Annotated in this window: 20 protein-coding genes and 1 tRNA gene; 11 read left to right on the top strand and 10 right to left on the bottom strand. The window is 43.6% G+C overall.

What is annotated here, in order from left to right:
• The first annotated feature begins 125 nt into the window (after window positions 1–125).
• On the top strand, window positions 126–1,187 hold the full coding sequence (locus tag ASG89_RS10915) for an acyltransferase (protein WP_057310600.1): 1,062 nt from the start codon (window positions 126–128) through the stop codon (window positions 1,185–1,187).
• A gap of 11 nt (window positions 1,188–1,198) precedes the next feature.
• Here the strand turns inward: ASG89_RS10915 and ASG89_RS10910 are convergent, their stop codons facing one another.
• From ASG89_RS10910 to ASG89_RS10900, 3 genes are all read right to left on the bottom strand, one after another.
• Complete coding sequence (locus ASG89_RS10910) at window positions 1,199–1,864, bottom strand: tetratricopeptide repeat protein (RefSeq protein WP_057310599.1); 666 nt, start codon at window positions 1,862–1,864, stop codon at window positions 1,199–1,201.
• A gap of 217 nt (window positions 1,865–2,081) precedes the next feature.
• Window positions 2,082–2,300, bottom strand: coding sequence for a hypothetical protein (locus tag ASG89_RS37605; protein WP_235549708.1), 219 nt, complete (start codon window positions 2,298–2,300; stop codon window positions 2,082–2,084).
• Between the two features lie 2 nt (window positions 2,301–2,302).
• A complete protein-coding gene (locus ASG89_RS10900; RefSeq protein WP_235549707.1) occupies window positions 2,303–4,138 on the bottom strand; it encodes an ABC transporter substrate-binding protein in 1,836 nt (611 codons plus the stop codon).
• 97 nt (window positions 4,139–4,235) lie between these two features.
• Between ASG89_RS10900 and ASG89_RS37600 the strand changes: the two genes are divergently transcribed.
• Window positions 4,236–4,385 carry a hypothetical protein gene (locus tag ASG89_RS37600; RefSeq protein ID WP_157276601.1) on the top strand — a complete coding sequence of 50 codons (150 nt, stop codon included), beginning with the start codon at window positions 4,236–4,238 and terminating at the stop codon, window positions 4,383–4,385.
• Here the strand turns inward: ASG89_RS37600 and ASG89_RS10895 are convergent.
• Window positions 4,363–4,881: a VanZ family protein gene (locus ASG89_RS10895; protein WP_057310596.1), complete on the bottom strand. Its 519-nt coding sequence runs from the start codon at window positions 4,879–4,881 to the stop codon at window positions 4,363–4,365. The two genes, ASG89_RS37600 and ASG89_RS10895, sit on opposite strands and share 23 nt — an antisense overlap.
• A 15-nt stretch (window positions 4,882–4,896) precedes the next feature.
• A complete protein-coding gene (locus tag ASG89_RS10890; RefSeq protein ID WP_057310595.1) occupies window positions 4,897–5,184 on the bottom strand; it encodes a hypothetical protein in 288 nt (95 codons plus the stop codon).
• Between the two features lie 285 nt (window positions 5,185–5,469).
• Here ASG89_RS10890 and ASG89_RS10885 point away from each other — a divergent pair.
• Window positions 5,470–5,545 (top strand) — tRNA-Ala (locus ASG89_RS10885).
• A gap of 228 nt (window positions 5,546–5,773) precedes the next feature.
• Here ASG89_RS10885 and ASG89_RS10880 read toward each other — a convergent pair.
• A complete protein-coding gene (locus ASG89_RS10880) occupies window positions 5,774–6,622 on the bottom strand; it encodes an Rpn family recombination-promoting nuclease/putative transposase (RefSeq protein ID WP_057310594.1) in 849 nt (282 codons plus the stop codon).
• A 122-nt stretch (window positions 6,623–6,744) separates the two neighbouring features.
• Window positions 6,745–6,909 carry a hypothetical protein gene (locus tag ASG89_RS36260; protein WP_157276600.1) on the bottom strand — a complete coding sequence of 55 codons (165 nt, stop codon included), beginning with the start codon at window positions 6,907–6,909 and terminating at the stop codon, window positions 6,745–6,747.
• Between the two features lie 251 nt (window positions 6,910–7,160).
• On the opposite strand from ASG89_RS36260, the gene ASG89_RS10875 reads away from it, so the two are divergent.
• The 5 genes from ASG89_RS10875 (at window position 7,161) to ASG89_RS10855 (ending at window position 10,713) form a co-directional block, all read left to right on the top strand.
• Complete coding sequence (locus ASG89_RS10875; RefSeq protein WP_057310593.1) at window positions 7,161–7,526, top strand: hypothetical protein; 366 nt, start codon at window positions 7,161–7,163, stop codon at window positions 7,524–7,526.
• 212 nt (window positions 7,527–7,738) lie between these two features.
• Window positions 7,739–8,284 (top strand): TetR/AcrR family transcriptional regulator, encoded by a 546-nt coding sequence (locus tag ASG89_RS10870; protein ID WP_057310749.1) that lies wholly within the window; start codon window positions 7,739–7,741, stop codon window positions 8,282–8,284.
• A 57-nt stretch (window positions 8,285–8,341) separates the two neighbouring features.
• Window positions 8,342–8,755: an SRPBCC family protein gene (locus ASG89_RS10865; RefSeq protein WP_057310592.1), complete on the top strand. Its 414-nt coding sequence runs from the start codon at window positions 8,342–8,344 to the stop codon at window positions 8,753–8,755.
• 320 nt (window positions 8,756–9,075) lie between these two features.
• Complete coding sequence (locus tag ASG89_RS38450) at window positions 9,076–9,510, top strand: CBO0543 family protein (protein WP_321166492.1); 435 nt, start codon at window positions 9,076–9,078, stop codon at window positions 9,508–9,510.
• A 75-nt stretch (window positions 9,511–9,585) separates the two neighbouring features.
• Window positions 9,586–10,713 (top strand): PQQ-dependent sugar dehydrogenase, encoded by a 1,128-nt coding sequence (locus ASG89_RS10855; RefSeq protein WP_057310590.1) that lies wholly within the window; start codon window positions 9,586–9,588, stop codon window positions 10,711–10,713.
• On the opposite strand, the gene ASG89_RS35535 is transcribed toward ASG89_RS10855, so the two are convergent.
• Window positions 10,710–11,060, bottom strand: coding sequence for a DUF5701 family protein (locus tag ASG89_RS35535; RefSeq protein ID WP_235549706.1), 351 nt, complete (start codon window positions 11,058–11,060; stop codon window positions 10,710–10,712). The two genes, ASG89_RS10855 and ASG89_RS35535, sit on opposite strands and share 4 nt — an antisense overlap.
• Before the next feature lie 102 nt (window positions 11,061–11,162).
• Between ASG89_RS35535 and ASG89_RS10850 the strand changes: the two genes are divergently transcribed.
• On the top strand, window positions 11,163–11,744 hold the full coding sequence (locus ASG89_RS10850; RefSeq protein WP_057310748.1) for a TetR/AcrR family transcriptional regulator: 582 nt from the start codon (window positions 11,163–11,165) through the stop codon (window positions 11,742–11,744).
• A gap of 63 nt (window positions 11,745–11,807) precedes the next feature.
• Window positions 11,808–12,518, top strand: coding sequence for an SDR family oxidoreductase (locus ASG89_RS10845; RefSeq protein WP_057310589.1), 711 nt, complete (start codon window positions 11,808–11,810; stop codon window positions 12,516–12,518).
• Between the two features lie 179 nt (window positions 12,519–12,697).
• Here ASG89_RS10845 and ASG89_RS10840 read toward each other — a convergent pair whose 3' ends face one another.
• Entirely contained in the window at window positions 12,698–13,822 is a 1,125-nt protein-coding gene (locus ASG89_RS10840) for a serine hydrolase domain-containing protein (RefSeq protein ID WP_057310588.1), read from the bottom strand.
• Between the two features lie 122 nt (window positions 13,823–13,944).
• Between ASG89_RS10840 and ASG89_RS10835 the strand changes: the two genes are divergently transcribed.
• Window positions 13,945–14,487 (top strand): PadR family transcriptional regulator, encoded by a 543-nt coding sequence (locus tag ASG89_RS10835; protein WP_057310587.1) that lies wholly within the window; start codon window positions 13,945–13,947, stop codon window positions 14,485–14,487.
• Between the two features lie 11 nt (window positions 14,488–14,498).
• Here ASG89_RS10835 and ASG89_RS10830 read toward each other — a convergent pair whose 3' ends face one another.
• Window positions 14,499–16,148: an alpha-amylase family glycosyl hydrolase gene (locus tag ASG89_RS10830; protein ID WP_057310586.1), complete on the bottom strand. Its 1,650-nt coding sequence runs from the start codon at window positions 16,146–16,148 to the stop codon at window positions 14,499–14,501.
• Window positions 16,149–16,223: the final 75 nt, after the last annotated feature.

Here is a 16,223-nt window from a genome sequence, read left to right as displayed (position 1 = left end):
GCTATCAACAGTTTATCTCGGGTAGGTGAGAGCGTCAAGCTACGCGGGCTTTCATTCATAGCGGCATTGTCCTCCTAAGGGGATCATGTTACAGTGAAACGAGAGAAAAAAGGAGATTTTACACAATGTTATCTAAGGCTAAGTTGTCAGAAATCGACATCGTACGTGCAATTGCGATCTTTGCTGTCGTACTCATTCATGGTACCTCTGGCGCCACTCAACTTCCTGTTGGGACAGGCTCACAGGCTATCTTTTTCATCCTCAACAAAGCTAGCTTGTTTACCGTTCCATTATTCATCTGGATTAGCGGTCTCGTCTTGTTTTATTCGTATTATGACCGTTGGGAGCCTCGAATGGCACGTGGTTTTTGGATAAAAAGGCTGCAAAAGATTTTAATTCCTTATGTCATTTGGTCCATATTCTATTATGTGTATAATCAATTCATGTTTCATGGCACGATACAATTCGATGTGTTTCATCTAATTAAACTGCTCCTATCGGGCAATGCGAGCTATCATCTCTATTATATCGTTATTATCGTTCAGTTCTATGTGCTATTCCCTCTGATCATAAGTGCGGTACAACGTTACGCTTGGCTACGTCACGGCCTGATTCCTCTAGGAATCGGCATTCAAGCAGCTTCCTATACCTGTCATCATTGGATAATCCCGCTGCCTGAATATGCCACATTGTTCATAAGCTATACGGCTACTTTCTGTTTCGGTGCTTACATGGGCATCCACTATCCCATCATGGTGACTTGGGCGATTCGTTGCAAAAGGTGGATTGGGATCGCCGTCTATGTGGCTGGCGGCGCTTACGTAGGTATGCTCCTGCTTCAGCAATATGGTCTCGCTATGATCGAAAATACTTGGTTCGAGCTGACGCTGCTCGCATACTGCCTGACTATCCCACTCGTCTGTGTGCCGTGGGCGCGCAACCAACTGGCGCGTGGCTCACGCTTCAGCGCTTTCTTATCTGCCTTAGGCGCAGCCTCCTTCGGCATTTATCTCGTGCATCCCGCGATCCTCACCCTGTGGGATCGCGTTACGCCAGAGCCAGCGCCTTGGCGCCTTTGGCTCTATGATGTGCACACCACAGCAGCCGTTCTTATCGGGCTGCTGGGCGCTTTGCTGCTCTCGCGCGGCTACGCGCTCGCAGTGAAAAAAGGTTCCGCTCGCAGATGAGCGGAACCTTTCTATTTCATGCGCGCTAGCCATGCCCAGCGCCGCTGCTGTCTGCGGCTGTAGCGTGGCAAGCCGCGGTAAATGTCCAGCGCTTCGCGGTACGCGCGCTTGGCATCTTCCTGGCGGCCGAGCTGCTGATACAGCTGGCCTAGCCGGTAGTAAGCCTCGACCGATGAGGAATGCAGGTCGCGGAATTGTTCAATAAACTGCGCCGCACGCGTAGGTTGCTGGGGAGCCAGAGCCTCGCCGAGGCGCAGGTAGGCTTCGCCATATTTGACACGAGGATTGAGCTCGATCGCTTTCAGCATGAAGATTTCACCCTCGGCCATTCGGCCCAGCTTCAGTTGACACAGTCCTATTTCGTAATGAACATCAGCAGATTCCTGCATGATCGGTAGTGTTTGTTCCAAGTAGGGCAGCGCTTCTTGATATTTTTTACGTTCAATTAGAATGCGCGCCAAATCCAGCTTCGCTGACGTATTGTGCGGGTTCGCATGGAGGTCAATCCGTAGACGTGCCGCTCTTCGGTTCAACTGAAACGGTCTCCAAATATTCGGCAGTATGCCAACGTACCTTCTGTCCAACATATACAGAATTACGAGTAAAATGAGCAGCGCTAGAAACGGATTACCAACGATCCGCCAGAGCAATCCAAATAGTAGTATTTTGATAAGCATGGTGTTCTCCCCCTATTCAACTTCCTTATACTACCATATTATGCTGATAATGTTCACCCCTCTCCTCAGAAAAACACCTTTTCCACGGGTGGAGCTTCTATCATTCGAGATTTTCCCTCAGCAGTGCTATACTAGAAAGAAAAAAGGGAGCTTTGACATGAAAGATTCGCATAAAGATATATGGCTTAGGAGAAAAAAATTTGGCCGCTCTAGATATTTAGTTATGTTCGGCATCGTTCCTTGGGGAATCGGCGCTTCGCTCCTCACGACTTTGCTCGAATTTATTAGCTTCCAATCCATTAATTCCGCTTGGATTCCCATTCGACTGATCGTATTCGCATTCATCGGCTTTTTCGTTGCGAATGGACGTTGGGTAGCGATGGAACACCGCTTTGAGCCCCCTGCTCCTAGACGACCGTAAGGTCGTTTTTTTCATGCTCAAATACTTGGCGTAAACCAAATCTCTCGGAAATCAATCCACCCTAAATCGTTGATCGTTACCCCTTTAATCGAATCATGATACGTCGTTTGTTGGGATCGATGCAGGACGAAAAGGAACGATTTCTCCTCTTGAAGCTCAGCAATCAATTCATGTAAACCAACAATGCGCTCATCCAAATTAGGATTACTCAGAATCCCCTCCATGTTCGAATCCACCCACGCAAGCCGCTCTTCATTCAAATGTGCACGCACATAGCTGTTGCTTTGTTTCAAAGTTTGGATAATATGTAGGTCATAATTGCTTTCCATACAAATGTGATAAAAAATAAGATCGGCTTCGTCAATGGTGTCCATCTGCGTCATGTCGGACTCACTCCGAATCGTGATCTCGATGGGAATCCCAATCTGAGCGCACTGCCGGCAAATCCACATGGCATCCTCATTGTTATTCCGATAGACATACATATGTAGGGTCTCACCGTTATAGCCCATTTCATTTAGCAAACGCTTAGCTTCCGTCATATCCGTCCTAGACCTTACTAGCGGCTCCATCGTCGGGATAAAACTGCTTGCTGGTGCTTCCCGAAATCCGCCGAGTTCCTCAATCATATGCTCACGATCTATGACCAAATCAACTGCTTTGCGGAAGTTAGGATGATATTGCGGTCCTCTCTTATTGCGATTAAACGTTAATAAACTGCACCCCATAATGGTTTGCTCAATTTGATGCCATTCTGAATCTTTATCAATCACGCCTACCGGCTTACTCGAATTCGATTGCCCACGATACACTTGGATCGTATCCCAGCTTGGTGTCGATTCCTGTAGATCCGAGGGCAGCAGCCAGAATTCAATGAGATCCATATGCGGCCTGACGCCAAAATAATTATCAAACGCCCGCAGCTTGCAAATGTAATCATCGTTTCTCTCCAGCCTGAACGGCCCCGTCCCAATAGGCATTCGCCCAAAAATAGACTCATTATCGCGGCATATTTCCTCGGGGACAATGGCCATGGAGGTATGTGCCAGCTGTTGAAGAAATAGCACATTCGGCTGGCTTAATTCAATGGCTATCGAACTTCGATTCAGCACGGTAATCGTCTCAATGCTTTCGGTTATCCATCCATGCGTGGCAGTCTGACCAAGCTTCTTTAACCGCGACAAAGAGTACATTACATCATGCGCTGTCATCTCTCTGCCATGATGGAACAGCACGCCTTTGCGCAAATAAAAAGTGTAATGCAAGCCATCCTCGCTGATTTCCCAGTAATGAGCCAAGTGCGACTCGATCACCCTGGTCTGCGGATTATAGCGTATGAGCGTATCGAAAATTTGACTCACTAGATGGAAATCAAATGCAAAAAAAGTGTGCGCAGGATCCAGCGTCACCAACCATTTATAAACAGGCACTCGCAATGTATCCTTAAACCGCTCCTCATACTCAACTGTCCGGTAGCCAAAAAAGCTGAACAACCACTCGATAAAGGAGTCCTGAAGTGCTTCTCCCTTGCCTAGTTGATGAATCAGCTCAATCGTGCCTAAATAATCGCCTCGATTCGCAAGCGCCATCGCTTGTTTCGAGATCATGTCTTCCGAAGAGACCATAAAAGTAAGCTCGGAAATATTCCCTCTACCCCGTCCGGGCTTCCAGGAAATCCAATTGTGGTCACTCATTTTTTTCAATAAAATCTTCACATTCCGTGTCGAGCAATATAATCTTTCTGCTAATTCTTCTAACGTAATGGGCTGTGGTTTATGCTCAATTCCATGCTCGAAACCCGCGCGTAGCTCCAGAAAATGAGTGAGTAGCTGCATCTTCAACGTCCTTTCCATAAAAGGGGAAATCATTGAAGTGAATTATACTCTTTTTGTTCCCCTTATTCTAGCGTAAACTAAACGTATCAGGAAAAGAAAGGAAAGTGACCCTCATATGCAACCAACAGACCTCTATGTTTCAGAGAAATTAATGGAGTGGCAACAGAACGATTTGGAAAGCCAGTCCCGTGAGCATTGGAAATGGCAAACGGTTAGAAAAAGAAAAGTCTACGTACTACTAACTAGCTTATTCTTCTGGATTTAATTCGATTCCGTATCGAAACCACCACGACAATCAGAATGAGCGCAAACAGAATACCGACTCCGTCGACGACTACATCGATGCCGTGCCCTGTTCGGTCCTTCACGAACGATTGATGCCATTCATCCGACATTGCGTAGAGCAATGAGATTAGGAAGGAGCTGATCAAAGCTATGTTCATTCTGACAGGTTTGGCAAGTAAAGCTATTGACCAAAGCAGGGCAAGCACAGCGTATTCGCTAACATGCCCTGCTTTTCTTATGAAGAATTCAATTAAATTAATGGGATCTTGCCATGAAATCACCTGATGATCATAGGTAAACTTCACTTTGGGGATATGTTCTTTCAGCTTTTCAGTGGAAAATTTCGATTCCAAGTAGGGCTTCAAACTCTGCTGGTGGTATGGCTCGGCAGACTTCATATAGATGAAAGCCATCCATAGAATGGCTGCTACTAGGAACACGTAGAATACCATCTTCGATCGTGTTAACTTCGGCATAACGGCCCCTTTCTCTCACGAATTCATTTTTTTGCGAATACTGAATAAGGCAAAGAATTCAATAACCATTAAATTCACCGCGGATACGCCATAAAACGCCATTCCAAACATCATCTGAAACTGATCCGTCGTTACGGACTTCCACCACAATGCTGCGAGACCCGTCAACACAATATTTAACGCCGTCGTGATCCAAAACGAGAATCCTAAACGATTTGTTTTTCGCATCAAAAGGACACCAATCACAAACGGCACCACGAAAGCGATACCCAAGTAAATCCAATATAATACTGCGTTTGACACTTCTATCTCACTCCCAAACGATCAACTAGTTAATACTACTAGGTTAGCATGAAAATACGCATGAAAACAACGTTCGTTCCCGCTTTGCAACAGAATCGACATACCGCAACTCAGATACTCAACTACAAGAAAAATCCTAGATTTCAGGTATTGCCTGTCAACGCTAATTCATGTATAATACAAAAAGTCGACGCTTCTTGGAAGCGACATCCCAGGGCCTTAGCTCAGCTGGGAGAGCGCCATTGGTGGCAGAGCAAAGCTCAATTGAATAACTTATGCATACGTGGGGAATTAGCTCAGCTGGGAGAGCGCGTCGCTGGCAGCGACGAGGTCAGGGGTTCGAGCCCCCTATTCTCCACCACTACCGCACTTTACACCCTCTTTTTGGAGGGTTTTTATTTTTTCTTGATATGAATCTGTACACCTTTAACATTGGATGATAAGAATTTGTATATTTATGCATCTATTCATTACCGCCGTGGTAACAATCCGGTAACATTCGGTAAAATCGTCACCCAAAAGTACTAAAAATAACGAAAAATAAAAAGAAAAAACTGCCAAGGTAAATACCCCTGACAGCCATTATTAGTTAATGAGCTTGATTTATTTTCTTTATTTCCTCAATTGGAAGTCCTGTTAATTCCGAAATGGACTCCATGTCCATTCCTTTTGCAAGCATTTTATTGGCTACTTCAAGTTTGCCTTTCAATTCGCCTTGTTTTTCTCCTTCTTCTCTAGCACCTTCCATAGACGAAGCCTCGTCATGCAAAGCCTTTAACCTCATTTCATAAAGTCGACGAGATTCTGCATCTTGACTAAGGAATTCTAACACGGTCATTGCTTTACCAAGTTCAGGTTCCTGCATTTTGAGCACCTCCCAATTTTCTGTATTGTCACTTTTAAGAAAAAGTAACCAATTCAATAACCCGCCCGTAGTAGTTGTTTTGTGATGACTCAGTTTGGAGAGCTCTAGGAAATGAATTTCCAGATCGTCCGATAACGGTATTCCGCTATAATCCTCCCGCAAATGAAAAACATTATGATAACGTTCATTGGGTAAGATGGAGAAGTTAAGAATATTAATGGTGACGCACTTCTTTAGCTTCTTATAGGACTGTCCTTCTTCAAGCTGACTCGCGTATTGCTTACTCCAATAATACAATGTACGCTTTTCATTGTCATATCGATTAAATAACTGCATTTCAATATTAATCAGGTTGCCCTCTGCGGTTTTAGCCTGGATGTCGAATATAGATTGCTTATCTTGAGGTGAATCTTTATCGGTGTATGGATTCATGAGTACGATTTCGGTCAGCGGCTGCTCTCCTGCTTCTTGGAAAGTACAATTTAGGAAAGCCAACAAAACGTCTTTATTTTCTTCGCTGCCAAAAATACGTTTAAAGACAAAATCATTCTTAGGGTCAAGCAAATCTCTCATGAAATCAACTCCAATTCTTATTTTATTATATCATGAAGTTTCTTGCGGTTGCATTATTTGTCAGTCATGCCGAGAGCGGAGTTGAAAGAACAAGCCGAGAAAAGGCTTGTTCTTAGGAGGAATTACTTGGGTGCTATCTTTTCTCTATACTTTTTATTATCCCGATAAAGTTCACCAGCTAGCTTCTTATTGCTTGCAATGAATCGTTTTTGTGCTTGAAGCACTTCAATGATTTCGTCATCAAATTCAACGGGGCTTCTGCCTTGAATGAGTTTTGGTGCCGTCACTTACAGCATTTTCTTCATCTTCATGATCAAAGGGGCTGAGACCCCCTCAGGGTTCAATTTATCCCCGTACCTTAACTATAAATTTAAAATAAAAAGACCACTTTTTTTAGTACAAGGTAAAATACCAGTTAGTATCCCTGTGGCACGATCGTAAAATCTAATTTCCGCTACATTCCCCTCAAAAATGTCCCTTTCGCACTCTCTAATTCTAGCATTTACTATACTATTCTATTAAGAAAGGAGAATGCCATATGATCAGTAAAAAAGCACTTGCAGTGATTAAAAGAGCACAACTCAAATCAGGCAAAAAATACACTGCCGCTCGTACGGTTAACTACAGCATCAAAAAATCAGTCAAAGCAACTGATTTAGGTAATGGATTCGGACGCTTCGTAATTTCAACTACAACCTTAGCACCAAACACTTTTCGGAGAATAAATGTCTTCGGAAACGGCTTCAACATCATCAGTGGATCTTGGGTTTTTAGTGACGACCAACAAGGCTACATGCTCGACAGCTACTCCTCTGCCGAAGACCGTTGGTTCTTTACAGCGTGGAACCCAACTAACTCTACTCGTTCTGTAACAGTTACCGTCATTGCCAAACGTAAAATATAATACCTGACAAGCCTATGTGCCCACAAGTGGCGCATTTTTTGTTTATTCTCTTCTGTTCACTTCACGTATAAGTCTGTGAATCCCCTTTTGACTTTTGAAATAATAGGCTATATTATTTAGTAAATGTTAGTTATCACTAACTACCAGTTCACAAAACACTGGAGGCTACAACATAAGTGAACACGCTGACCTTGGACAATAAAAGTAAATTGATGCTGGCGGCCATCGATTTAATGGCTGAAAAAGGATACAAAGGTGTATCGACTAAAGAAATCGCCGCAGCGGCAGGCGTCAGTGAGATGACCTTGTTCCGCAATTTCGGTAGCAAAAAGAGTCTACTTGAGCAAGCAGTTGAGCGCTATCATTACTCGCTTGAAATGGAAACGCTTTTTGAAGAGAATATCAAGTGGGATCTGAGACTGGACTTGCTTATGATTTGCCAAATGTATCATGAAATCATGCAGCGTAACCGTAAATTGTTTATCATCGTCTTGAGCGACAACGAACTGGCTGATATCCGCGGGAAAGCAGATAAGCATCCACGTAAATTATTGAAATTGTTAACGGATTATTTTAATGAGATGCAGAGTAAGAACAAAATGCTATCCACGGATGCGGAAACTCAAGCGATCACGTTTATGTGGCTGAATTACGGCGCGTTCATTTCACAGTTGTTCGGAGCGTCGATTTCAAATATTTCGCTGCAAAATGTTATGAATTCAAGTATCGAGCTATTTGTTAGGGGTTTGGCCCCCTAATTTTTTTGCTCATAATGTTAGTTAGTGCTAACAATCTAATTTTGAGAGGTGTTAAGGATGAAGAAAACTTTAGTTGGGCAAACCGCATCTGCAGGATTTCAAGTCGGGGTTCGGAGAACGCTTCCGATTTCACCTGAACAGGCGTGGACGTTTCTTACTTCCTCTGAAGGTTTACAATTATGGTTAGGAAACGTCTCATTCCATACTTTGGAGGAGGGAGGCACTTTTATATCCGACAAGGGAATTACAGTGCAATTCAGGGTGGTTAAACCGTTGAGTCATATTCGCTTGAAATGGAAAAAAGAGGGATGGACTAAACCATCCACACTGCAAATCCGATTGATATCCAACAAGCCAGACAGAACGACGTTCAGTTTTCATCAAGAGAATTTGGACCATCTGGATACACGGGAACAAATGAAGCTTTATTGGGAAGACGTATTGACCGCGATGAAGGAAAAATTAGACTAACTATTAATAAAAATAGGATCATTGCGGAAATAAGCCCCTACGCAGTTTTTAATCCCCATCACCCCAAATGAAGGGAAAGTTTCCAACAAATAAATTCAACTTCCCGCATTACAGGACACCAAATGGTGGTATCTCATTGCAATTGGCTGCAGGTCCATTGTAATCGTGTTTTAATATGTTTTATGGGGGAATTCATAACTCCTAAATATAGGTTTGTGTTGCCTAACCCAAGGTCATACTAGAGCTTATAAAATCATAAGGAGTTAGATTAAATTTTGGGAGATCTCATCATATTACTATCCGTGTGGTTTGGAGCCATTATGCTTCTAGTTCTATTCACCCCTCGGAATAAAATTAGAGAAGCAAACCTGGTTTTTTTATTTAAACAACTCATGACATGGCCGATTGGATTAGCGGTTGTCGAAAATCATTTAATTGAATATCCTGTTCGAGAGTTTACATTTGCAACCCAGACAAGTTTTTCTTTTGAATATTTTATCTACCCTGCAACTTGTGTGATTTTCGTTCTGAGGTATCCTGAAAACAAAAACTTATTTTATAAAATTTGTTGGCACCTATTTTGGCCAACATGGATAACCATATCTGAAGTATTAATTGAGCGATACACTAATTTAATACTATACATTAATTGGGCTTGGTACTGGACTTGGCTCTCTCTTTCAGCTACATTTTTTATATCGCTTGTTTATTACAGATGGTTCTTTAAGAAAAGGAATGAGAAAGCATCCACTTAAATGTGAAAGCATCTCTAAATCCATTCATGTTCATGAAGGAGGTTGATTCTGATTAAACGCTATAGTCTTGCATGTATGAGCCTAATCTTGCTACTTGTACTACCCGCCTGCATATGGTCCAAAGATTCCGAACCTTCCACCGCGACATCGAATAGCATTTCACTGACTCCTTTTTTCGAGCCGAACAATTTCGATCATCCAGTAGGAATTGAGCATCGCGTTAATTCACCGAATCTCTTATATCTCGTTGAGCAGCCTGGTAGAATCGTCAGTGTAAACGTCGATAAGCCGAAGGATAAGCCCGTACTCATTCTCGATATTACGGATCGCGTTAATGATAGCGGTAACGAACAAGGTTTGCTAGGACTCGCCTTCCATCCGAAGAATCCAACGTTGGCATATGTCAATTACACGACGGAGACCCATACCGTCATCGCTCGTTACAACACGCTTCCTAACGATCCCGCTCTTCTTGATCCCAAGAGTGAGCAAGTGCTTCTTACTTTTAAGCAACCCTATCCGAATCACAATGGTGGGCAACTCGCTTTCGGCCCGGATGGTTACTTGTACATAGCGACGGGAGACGGTGGCAGCAGCGGAGATCCTCAGAACAATAGCCAAAACCTTCAGTCCCTGCTAGGCAAAATACTGCGTATCGACGTAGACAAGCAAGATGGCGGGCTTCTCTATGCAATCCCTGCTGACAATCCTTTTATTAGCAAAGGTGCTAAGGAAATCTATGCCTACGGACTGCGGAATCCATGGCGATTCAGTTTCGATACCGTTACAGGAAAGCTATGGGCAGCCGATGTTGGCCAGAATAGATTCGAAGAAATTAATCTCATAGAAAAAGGTAAAAACTATGGGTGGCGTATTCAAGAAGGATTTGAATGCTACGATCCAAAGGAAGGCTGCAATAAGGCTGGCTTAGAGCAACCACTGTTTACCTATGGTCGTGATCAAGGCGTATCGATTACGGGAGGCTATGTGTATAGGGGCAAGAAGCTCCCTGAACTTTATGGTTGGTACGTGTACGCAGATTACGGTACGGGGAAAATTTGGGCATTATCTCAACAAAGTGACGGAACGATCAAGAGCCTAACCTTATTAGAGTCAGGCTTGAATATTGCTTCCTTCGGTATGGACACGGCAGGTGAACTTTACCTGAGCACACAAGATGGTAAGATAATGAAAATCGTTTAGCATCTAGATCGACAAGAGGCGGAGCCTAGCCACGTATGTGGGTTCCCCGCCCAGCACCAACCCAGCTTTGGCTTTTTGTCACTAATCCATAGCACAGTGACTCTCCGGTCACCACAACGAGAACCGAGCAGTGAGAAGCCATTATTTTTACGTAACCTATCAGGAAAATGGGTAATCACACTAATCCCTTCTTCCAAAGTGAGCGGAGAACGATTTGCTTGCGCTATGATGGCCAATGCTGTGGTTGGTGTCACGTTTAATGTTCCTGTGCCCGTATCGATATCCAACAAAAGATATGCCCTTCCCTCAGGAAGCCCAATCCCCTCAATGGGTTGAAAGCGATTCATATCCTCAACATCAATGACAGTGAAACCCCTACAGTTGACGATTGGTTACATTTGCTATATGATCATTTTGTACCGATGAGTACAGAAAGAGTGATCACGACAATGGTTCGACCGCGGGAGTTTGATGAACAGCATGCATTGGCTGCAGCCATGCAAGTATTTTGGGAGAAAGGCTATGAAGCAACTTCAATGAGTGATCTGACCGCTCGAATGGGCATTCAGCGTCCTAGTCTTTATGCAGCTTTCGGGGGAAAGCAAGAATTGTTCGAAACCGTACTTAACAAGTACGTAGACATGAGCCTCTCTTTTATCTACAACAGGATGCAGAACGCCGTTTCAGTGAAAGAAGCGCTGCGCATGTATTTTCAAGGAATCATTGAAGGGGTAGGCAACAATAATCCTGATCTGGGCTGCTTATGCATCAACACGATGGTTGAGCTTGCACCTCACGATGAGAGCTTATCTCAAATTACGAAGAACTACCAGCTGAAACTTACTGAATTAATCCAACAAAAACTAGAAACGGGTATCCGTACAGGGGAACTTTCACCTTCGTTGAATACAGCCGCCCTATCGCGTGTACTGACGATTTCTGCCATTGGACTTTCGGTTACGATGAAATCACAGCCAGAACGACCTTACGTTGATAGTGTGGTAGCTGAGATTCTTACATTGCTCAAATAAGCATTTTTTTACCCGTTTTATACCGTTCGGTATGAAATAAATTTTATAGGAGGTAGGCAGATAATGACGAAGAAAATTGCATTGATTACAGGAGCGAATAAAGGAATTGGTTTAGAAATCGGCCGGCAGCTAGGAAAGCAAGGTATTATTGTGCTGCTCGGAGCCCGCGATGTGCGTAAGGCAGAGATAGCTGCCGAGCAGCTGCGTTCGGAGGAAATCGCAGCTTATCCGATTGAATTAGATGTGACAGATCCTGGGCACATTCATCAGGTTGTTGCGAGGATTGGTCAGGAATATGGAAAGCTAGACATTCTAGTAAACAATGCGGGGATTTATTTGGATCATGAAGGCAATAACACAGATGTCATGCGCCGTACATTTGACGTCAATATATTCGGCGCACATGCGTTAACAGAAGCGCTTCTTCCTCTTTTAAAAGCAAGTCCAGAAGGACGAATTGTTAATCAATCCAGCATACTTGGTTCCATTTCCACCATTCTAACGAACGACATGTATGCCAGGGGTGCCGTTCCAGCTTACACGGTATCGAAAGCAGCACTGAATGCATGGACAGCACAGCTATCCATTACACTTAGAGGTTCCAATTTAAAGGTGAATGCCTGCCACCCAGGTTGGGTAAAAACGGACATGGGCGGACCCGCTGCCCTGATGGAAATTCATGAAGGCGCTGAAACTGCTGTGTACTTGGCTACCCTTCCAAGTGATGGACCATCTGGCGGATTCTTTCATAAGTCGGAACCTCTGCCTTGGTAGAACCGCTGGCCTCCCATAATAACATTTGATAGACAGCTATTATGTGGATAATACACTTATTTTCCGCATTTCCAATTGTGCTAACGGACTCAATCAACGTTATTCGATGTTGATCAGCTGATTTATGAATGCAATCAGTTTAATAGCGCTTGCTGTGTCCGTTAGCCTCTGGAAAATTCCTATCCCCATTCTCCCATCCTCTTCAACGTCGTCACCACTTCAATGAGAGCTCTGTAGCTTCTAACAATCGCTGTACTCGAACCGAAGTTCATGACGATATGCGTTCCGGTTTCTGGATGGCTGAACATATGCGTTCCCAGTATCCCACTGTGGCCTTGGAGTCTTGGTAAACCTCGGAGCAAGAAGAAGAACCCCTCAAAATGAATCTCCATCATCCCTAATCCATAATGAATGCCATTTCGAAATTTATGTGTGAAGGTTGTCATGGCCTGTAACGATACTGCATCAACGCATGTTCCATTCCAGAGTGCCTTCTGAAAAAGCAAGAGATCTTGCGGTGTCGTTACGATTCCTCCCCCTGCCCAATCGCAGGTTAAGCAGGGCAAACGGCTGATTTCAACTTTGTTCAACCAAATATCCTGAATCGGTTCAGCAGGTGTATGTTCCGGCTGCGAATAGAACATTAAGTAGGAATCCTTCATTTGTAGTGGACTGAATATCTCATCGTGTAGATTGTCGCTAAAGGATTTTTCCGTGATATGCTCGATAATTCTCCCTAATAGAATATAACCAGTGTCTGAGTAATGAAAGCGCGAAGTTGGAGGTCCCAGGCTTCGTTGATTTCTTCTCGTAAATTCAATCAAAGTTTCTGGTGTCCACCGTTCCTGCGGATTAGCAACAATACGCTGCATAAACGTTGGCTTGTGAATGACAGGGTCTTCGAAATAGTCGGCCACCCCCGATGTGTGTCCAAGTAACTGCTTGATCGTCACTTGATTAGCGTAGTCGACATCGCGATACACGAAGAGATTTTCTAACTCAGACGATGGTAATAAAGTCATAACTGGAGAACCTAACGAGAGTTTCCCTCTCTCTGCCAGTTTCATGATTAACACAGCAGTAAACACTTTTCCAATACTTGCGGTATGAAAAGGTTGATTCAATGCGATCGCCGCACCAGTTGTTGCTGAAATTCCCCCAACGGCATAACGATATGTGAATCCACTGCTATCAATCCATACTTGTAGGCCCGTCTGATGGCGGCTGCTCTTAAGTAATTTCGTGAAGTAAGAATTGAGATGCTTTGAGGCTACCTCATTGCTCCATGATTTTCGAACAAACATCGCTTTGTGGATCCTCCTCAGATCGAATTGTCTTTACATATGATTAATGTTACTATTAGTAATATAACTAATCGTAATGTAAGGACAAGACGTATGTCAACACAAACAAGGGGACTCGCTATATGGAATTCGTTATTCTCGGCTTATTGATTATGAAGAATCAGACGGTGTATGAGCTCAACAAAGCATTTCAACAAGGCATTGCCTTGTTCTATAGTGCCAGTTATGGCAGTTTGCAGACGGCTTTAAAGAAATTACTTCAACAGGGTGATATTGGCTATGAGGAGCAAATAGATCGCGGGAGAAACAAGAAAGTGTACACCATCTCAGAGAAAGGGCGAGAAGCTTTCTATATATGGATGGGCTCAGAGATACCAACAAGCAGGTTAGAATCTATAGCACTAGCTAAAGTATTTTTTCTGGGATTAATCGATTCCACCCAAGATCAACGTGCTATCCTACAACAAATCATTACGCAGATTGAGAAGGTTGAACATGATCTCCAGCAAATGGACAAAGGGCTTCAGAACCTTCAAGTTCCGGCACCCTATGCAGCAATTCTTGCTTTTCAAATCAAGACACTTGATTATGGGATTCGTTCTCATACTTTTGCCAAGGAATGGTTCGAAGCCTTACTTGCTGAACTTCCCTCACATACACCTTAAGCCGTAATCAACTACACGTTCACTTTTCTAAAAATGACACTCTCATAGCCATCTAACCACAGCTCCGATGAGTCTTCCGCAAACTGGCGATTGACCGTCCCTGTATGATAGATCACATTTTTCCAATTATGGATATTAACCTCATCTACCTGGCTATCGTCAAATCGAACAATTACGGCATCTGGTGATAAATTAACAACAATCATAAACGCATCACGCTCATGCTGCCTCGTATACGATAGAACCATGTCACCCGAATTACGGATAAACGTCAATACTCCCTTCCAGAACGCGGGATTGCTCGTGCGAAGTTGAATAAGATAAGCATAGTGTTCGAACATTTCCTTATCAAAAAGTTGCCAATTCAGTTGATATTCATCGAATAGCGATGCCCATGTTGCCAAGGTCGGCTCATTAAACTCCTGCCCCATCATCAAGCAGGGAACACCTTCTAACGTAAGCAAAATTGTTGCTGCGGGCCAAGCAGGCTTTTCGCCTAAATAGGAAGCAATTCTAGACTGTTCTTTCTCCTCCAGCCAACTCATTCTAAGCGCTTGTTGAGGGAAGCTGTATTTAAAAGAGTTATAGATGGCCATGAACTCCTGTTGGGAAATCGTTCGATCGATCCAATCGCGAATTAGCATACGCAGCTTACCATCGTAGGTTAAATCGCAAGATTCCAGATGGTGATACTCATCATAGGATTGTGAAATGAAGACGAGATCAGCTTTAACCACTTGCAGTGCTTGCTTGATTTCAGTTAGAAAATCGTACGGGGTAATGTCCGAATCATCCAATCGAATTCCGTCAAAATCAAACACTTCAACCCAATTTGTCATCGCCTCAATAACGTAGCTTCGCATGTCACGATTCTCGAACTGTAGTCCCGCGAAATAAGATCGATTGGGCACATCGTAAAACAGCTCATTTTGTTCGGTCCGTGTGAAAAAATCTGGACGACTTCTAGTCATGATATGATCCACACTCGTTCTGTTCAGAACCCAATCCAGTATGACCCTCATCCCGTTCTCATGAGCTAAACGAATGAACGCCGCTAGTTCCTCTTTCGTTCCAAAACTTGGATCAATACGATAAAAGTCCTTCACAGCATACGGATCACCATATTTACCAATCCTGCCTTCAAGCCCAACTTCGTTGAATGGCATTAACCACAGCGTGTTTACCCCGAGTTTTTTGAAATAGTTTATTTGATCAGCCAACCCATTAAACCCGTTTTCAGTCCATGCTCGAATATGAAGTTCATAAATCACAGCTTTCTTAATCCATTCTGGACTAGAGAGAGCCTTATAATTTTCATACATATAGCCCGGCTGTTCCTCTGAGATGTCATTTGTCCGAATCAGAACATCGCCATGCTCTGTCACCGTGATTGCTGAATTATTCTGCCCATCTTCCGATATACTCGGATTCAAGGGATCTAGTATCCAAGCGTCCCCATTCACGACGAATTTATAGAGATGCCGCCCCTTTGGGATCTGAAGTTGGATCTCCCAGACGTTCTCCCCCTCCGTTTTACGCATAAAGTTCCTATCACCATTCCAATTGTTAAAAGTTCCTGCAACCGCGACACTTTCTACCTGGTTATCCGTCGCAAACTTGAAACGTACACCTTGTGATCCTTTTGTTGGAAAATGAGACATGAATGTGAATCTCCTTTTGGTATGAATGCTGTAATCGCTAACTCCTCTTCACATCGTAACGGTTATGGAATAACC

Origin of the sequence: Paenibacillus sp. Soil766 (genome assembly GCF_001428105.1) — a bacterium.
Taxonomy (GTDB): Bacteria; Bacillota; Bacilli; order Paenibacillales; family NBRC-103111; genus Paenibacillus_E.
This window is presented reverse-complemented; position numbering and strand designations above follow the sequence as displayed.

Bases quoted from the DNA above. Each gene is read 5' to 3' on its own strand.
- ASG89_RS10915 (WP_057310600.1), top strand. From the start codon at position 126: ATGTTATCTAAGGCTAAGTTGTCAGAAATCGACATCGTACGTGCAATT.
- ASG89_RS10910 (WP_057310599.1), bottom strand. From the start codon at position 1,864: ATGCTTATCAAAATACTACTATTTGGATTGCTCTGGCGGATCGTTGGT.
- ASG89_RS37605 (WP_235549708.1), bottom strand. From the start codon at position 2,300: ATGAAAAAAACGACCTTACGGTCGTCTAGGAGCAGGGGGCTCAAAGCG.
- ASG89_RS10900 (WP_235549707.1), bottom strand. From the start codon at position 4,138: ATGGAAAGGACGTTGAAGATGCAGCTACTCACTCATTTTCTGGAGCTA.
- ASG89_RS37600 (WP_157276601.1), top strand. From the start codon at position 4,236: ATGCAACCAACAGACCTCTATGTTTCAGAGAAATTAATGGAGTGGCAA.
- ASG89_RS10895 (WP_057310596.1), bottom strand. From the start codon at position 4,881: ATGCCGAAGTTAACACGATCGAAGATGGTATTCTACGTGTTCCTAGTA.
- ASG89_RS10880 (WP_057310594.1), bottom strand. From the start codon at position 6,622: ATGAGAGATTTGCTTGACCCTAAGAATGATTTTGTCTTTAAACGTATT.
- ASG89_RS10875 (WP_057310593.1), top strand. From the start codon at position 7,161: ATGATCAGTAAAAAAGCACTTGCAGTGATTAAAAGAGCACAACTCAAA.
- ASG89_RS10870 (WP_057310749.1), top strand. From the start codon at position 7,739: ATGCTGGCGGCCATCGATTTAATGGCTGAAAAAGGATACAAAGGTGTA.
- ASG89_RS10865 (WP_057310592.1), top strand. From the start codon at position 8,342: ATGAAGAAAACTTTAGTTGGGCAAACCGCATCTGCAGGATTTCAAGTC.
- ASG89_RS38450 (WP_321166492.1), top strand. From the start codon at position 9,076: ATGCTTCTAGTTCTATTCACCCCTCGGAATAAAATTAGAGAAGCAAAC.
- ASG89_RS10855 (WP_057310590.1), top strand. From the start codon at position 9,586: ATGAGCCTAATCTTGCTACTTGTACTACCCGCCTGCATATGGTCCAAA.
- ASG89_RS35535 (WP_235549706.1), bottom strand. From the start codon at position 11,060: ATGAATCGCTTTCAACCCATTGAGGGGATTGGGCTTCCTGAGGGAAGG.
- ASG89_RS10850 (WP_057310748.1), top strand. From the start codon at position 11,163: ATGGTTCGACCGCGGGAGTTTGATGAACAGCATGCATTGGCTGCAGCC.
- ASG89_RS10845 (WP_057310589.1), top strand. From the start codon at position 11,808: ATGACGAAGAAAATTGCATTGATTACAGGAGCGAATAAAGGAATTGGT.
- ASG89_RS10840 (WP_057310588.1), bottom strand. From the start codon at position 13,822: ATGTTTGTTCGAAAATCATGGAGCAATGAGGTAGCCTCAAAGCATCTC.
- ASG89_RS10835 (WP_057310587.1), top strand. From the start codon at position 13,945: ATGGAATTCGTTATTCTCGGCTTATTGATTATGAAGAATCAGACGGTG.
- ASG89_RS10830 (WP_057310586.1), bottom strand. From the start codon at position 16,148: ATGTCTCATTTTCCAACAAAAGGATCACAAGGTGTACGTTTCAAGTTT.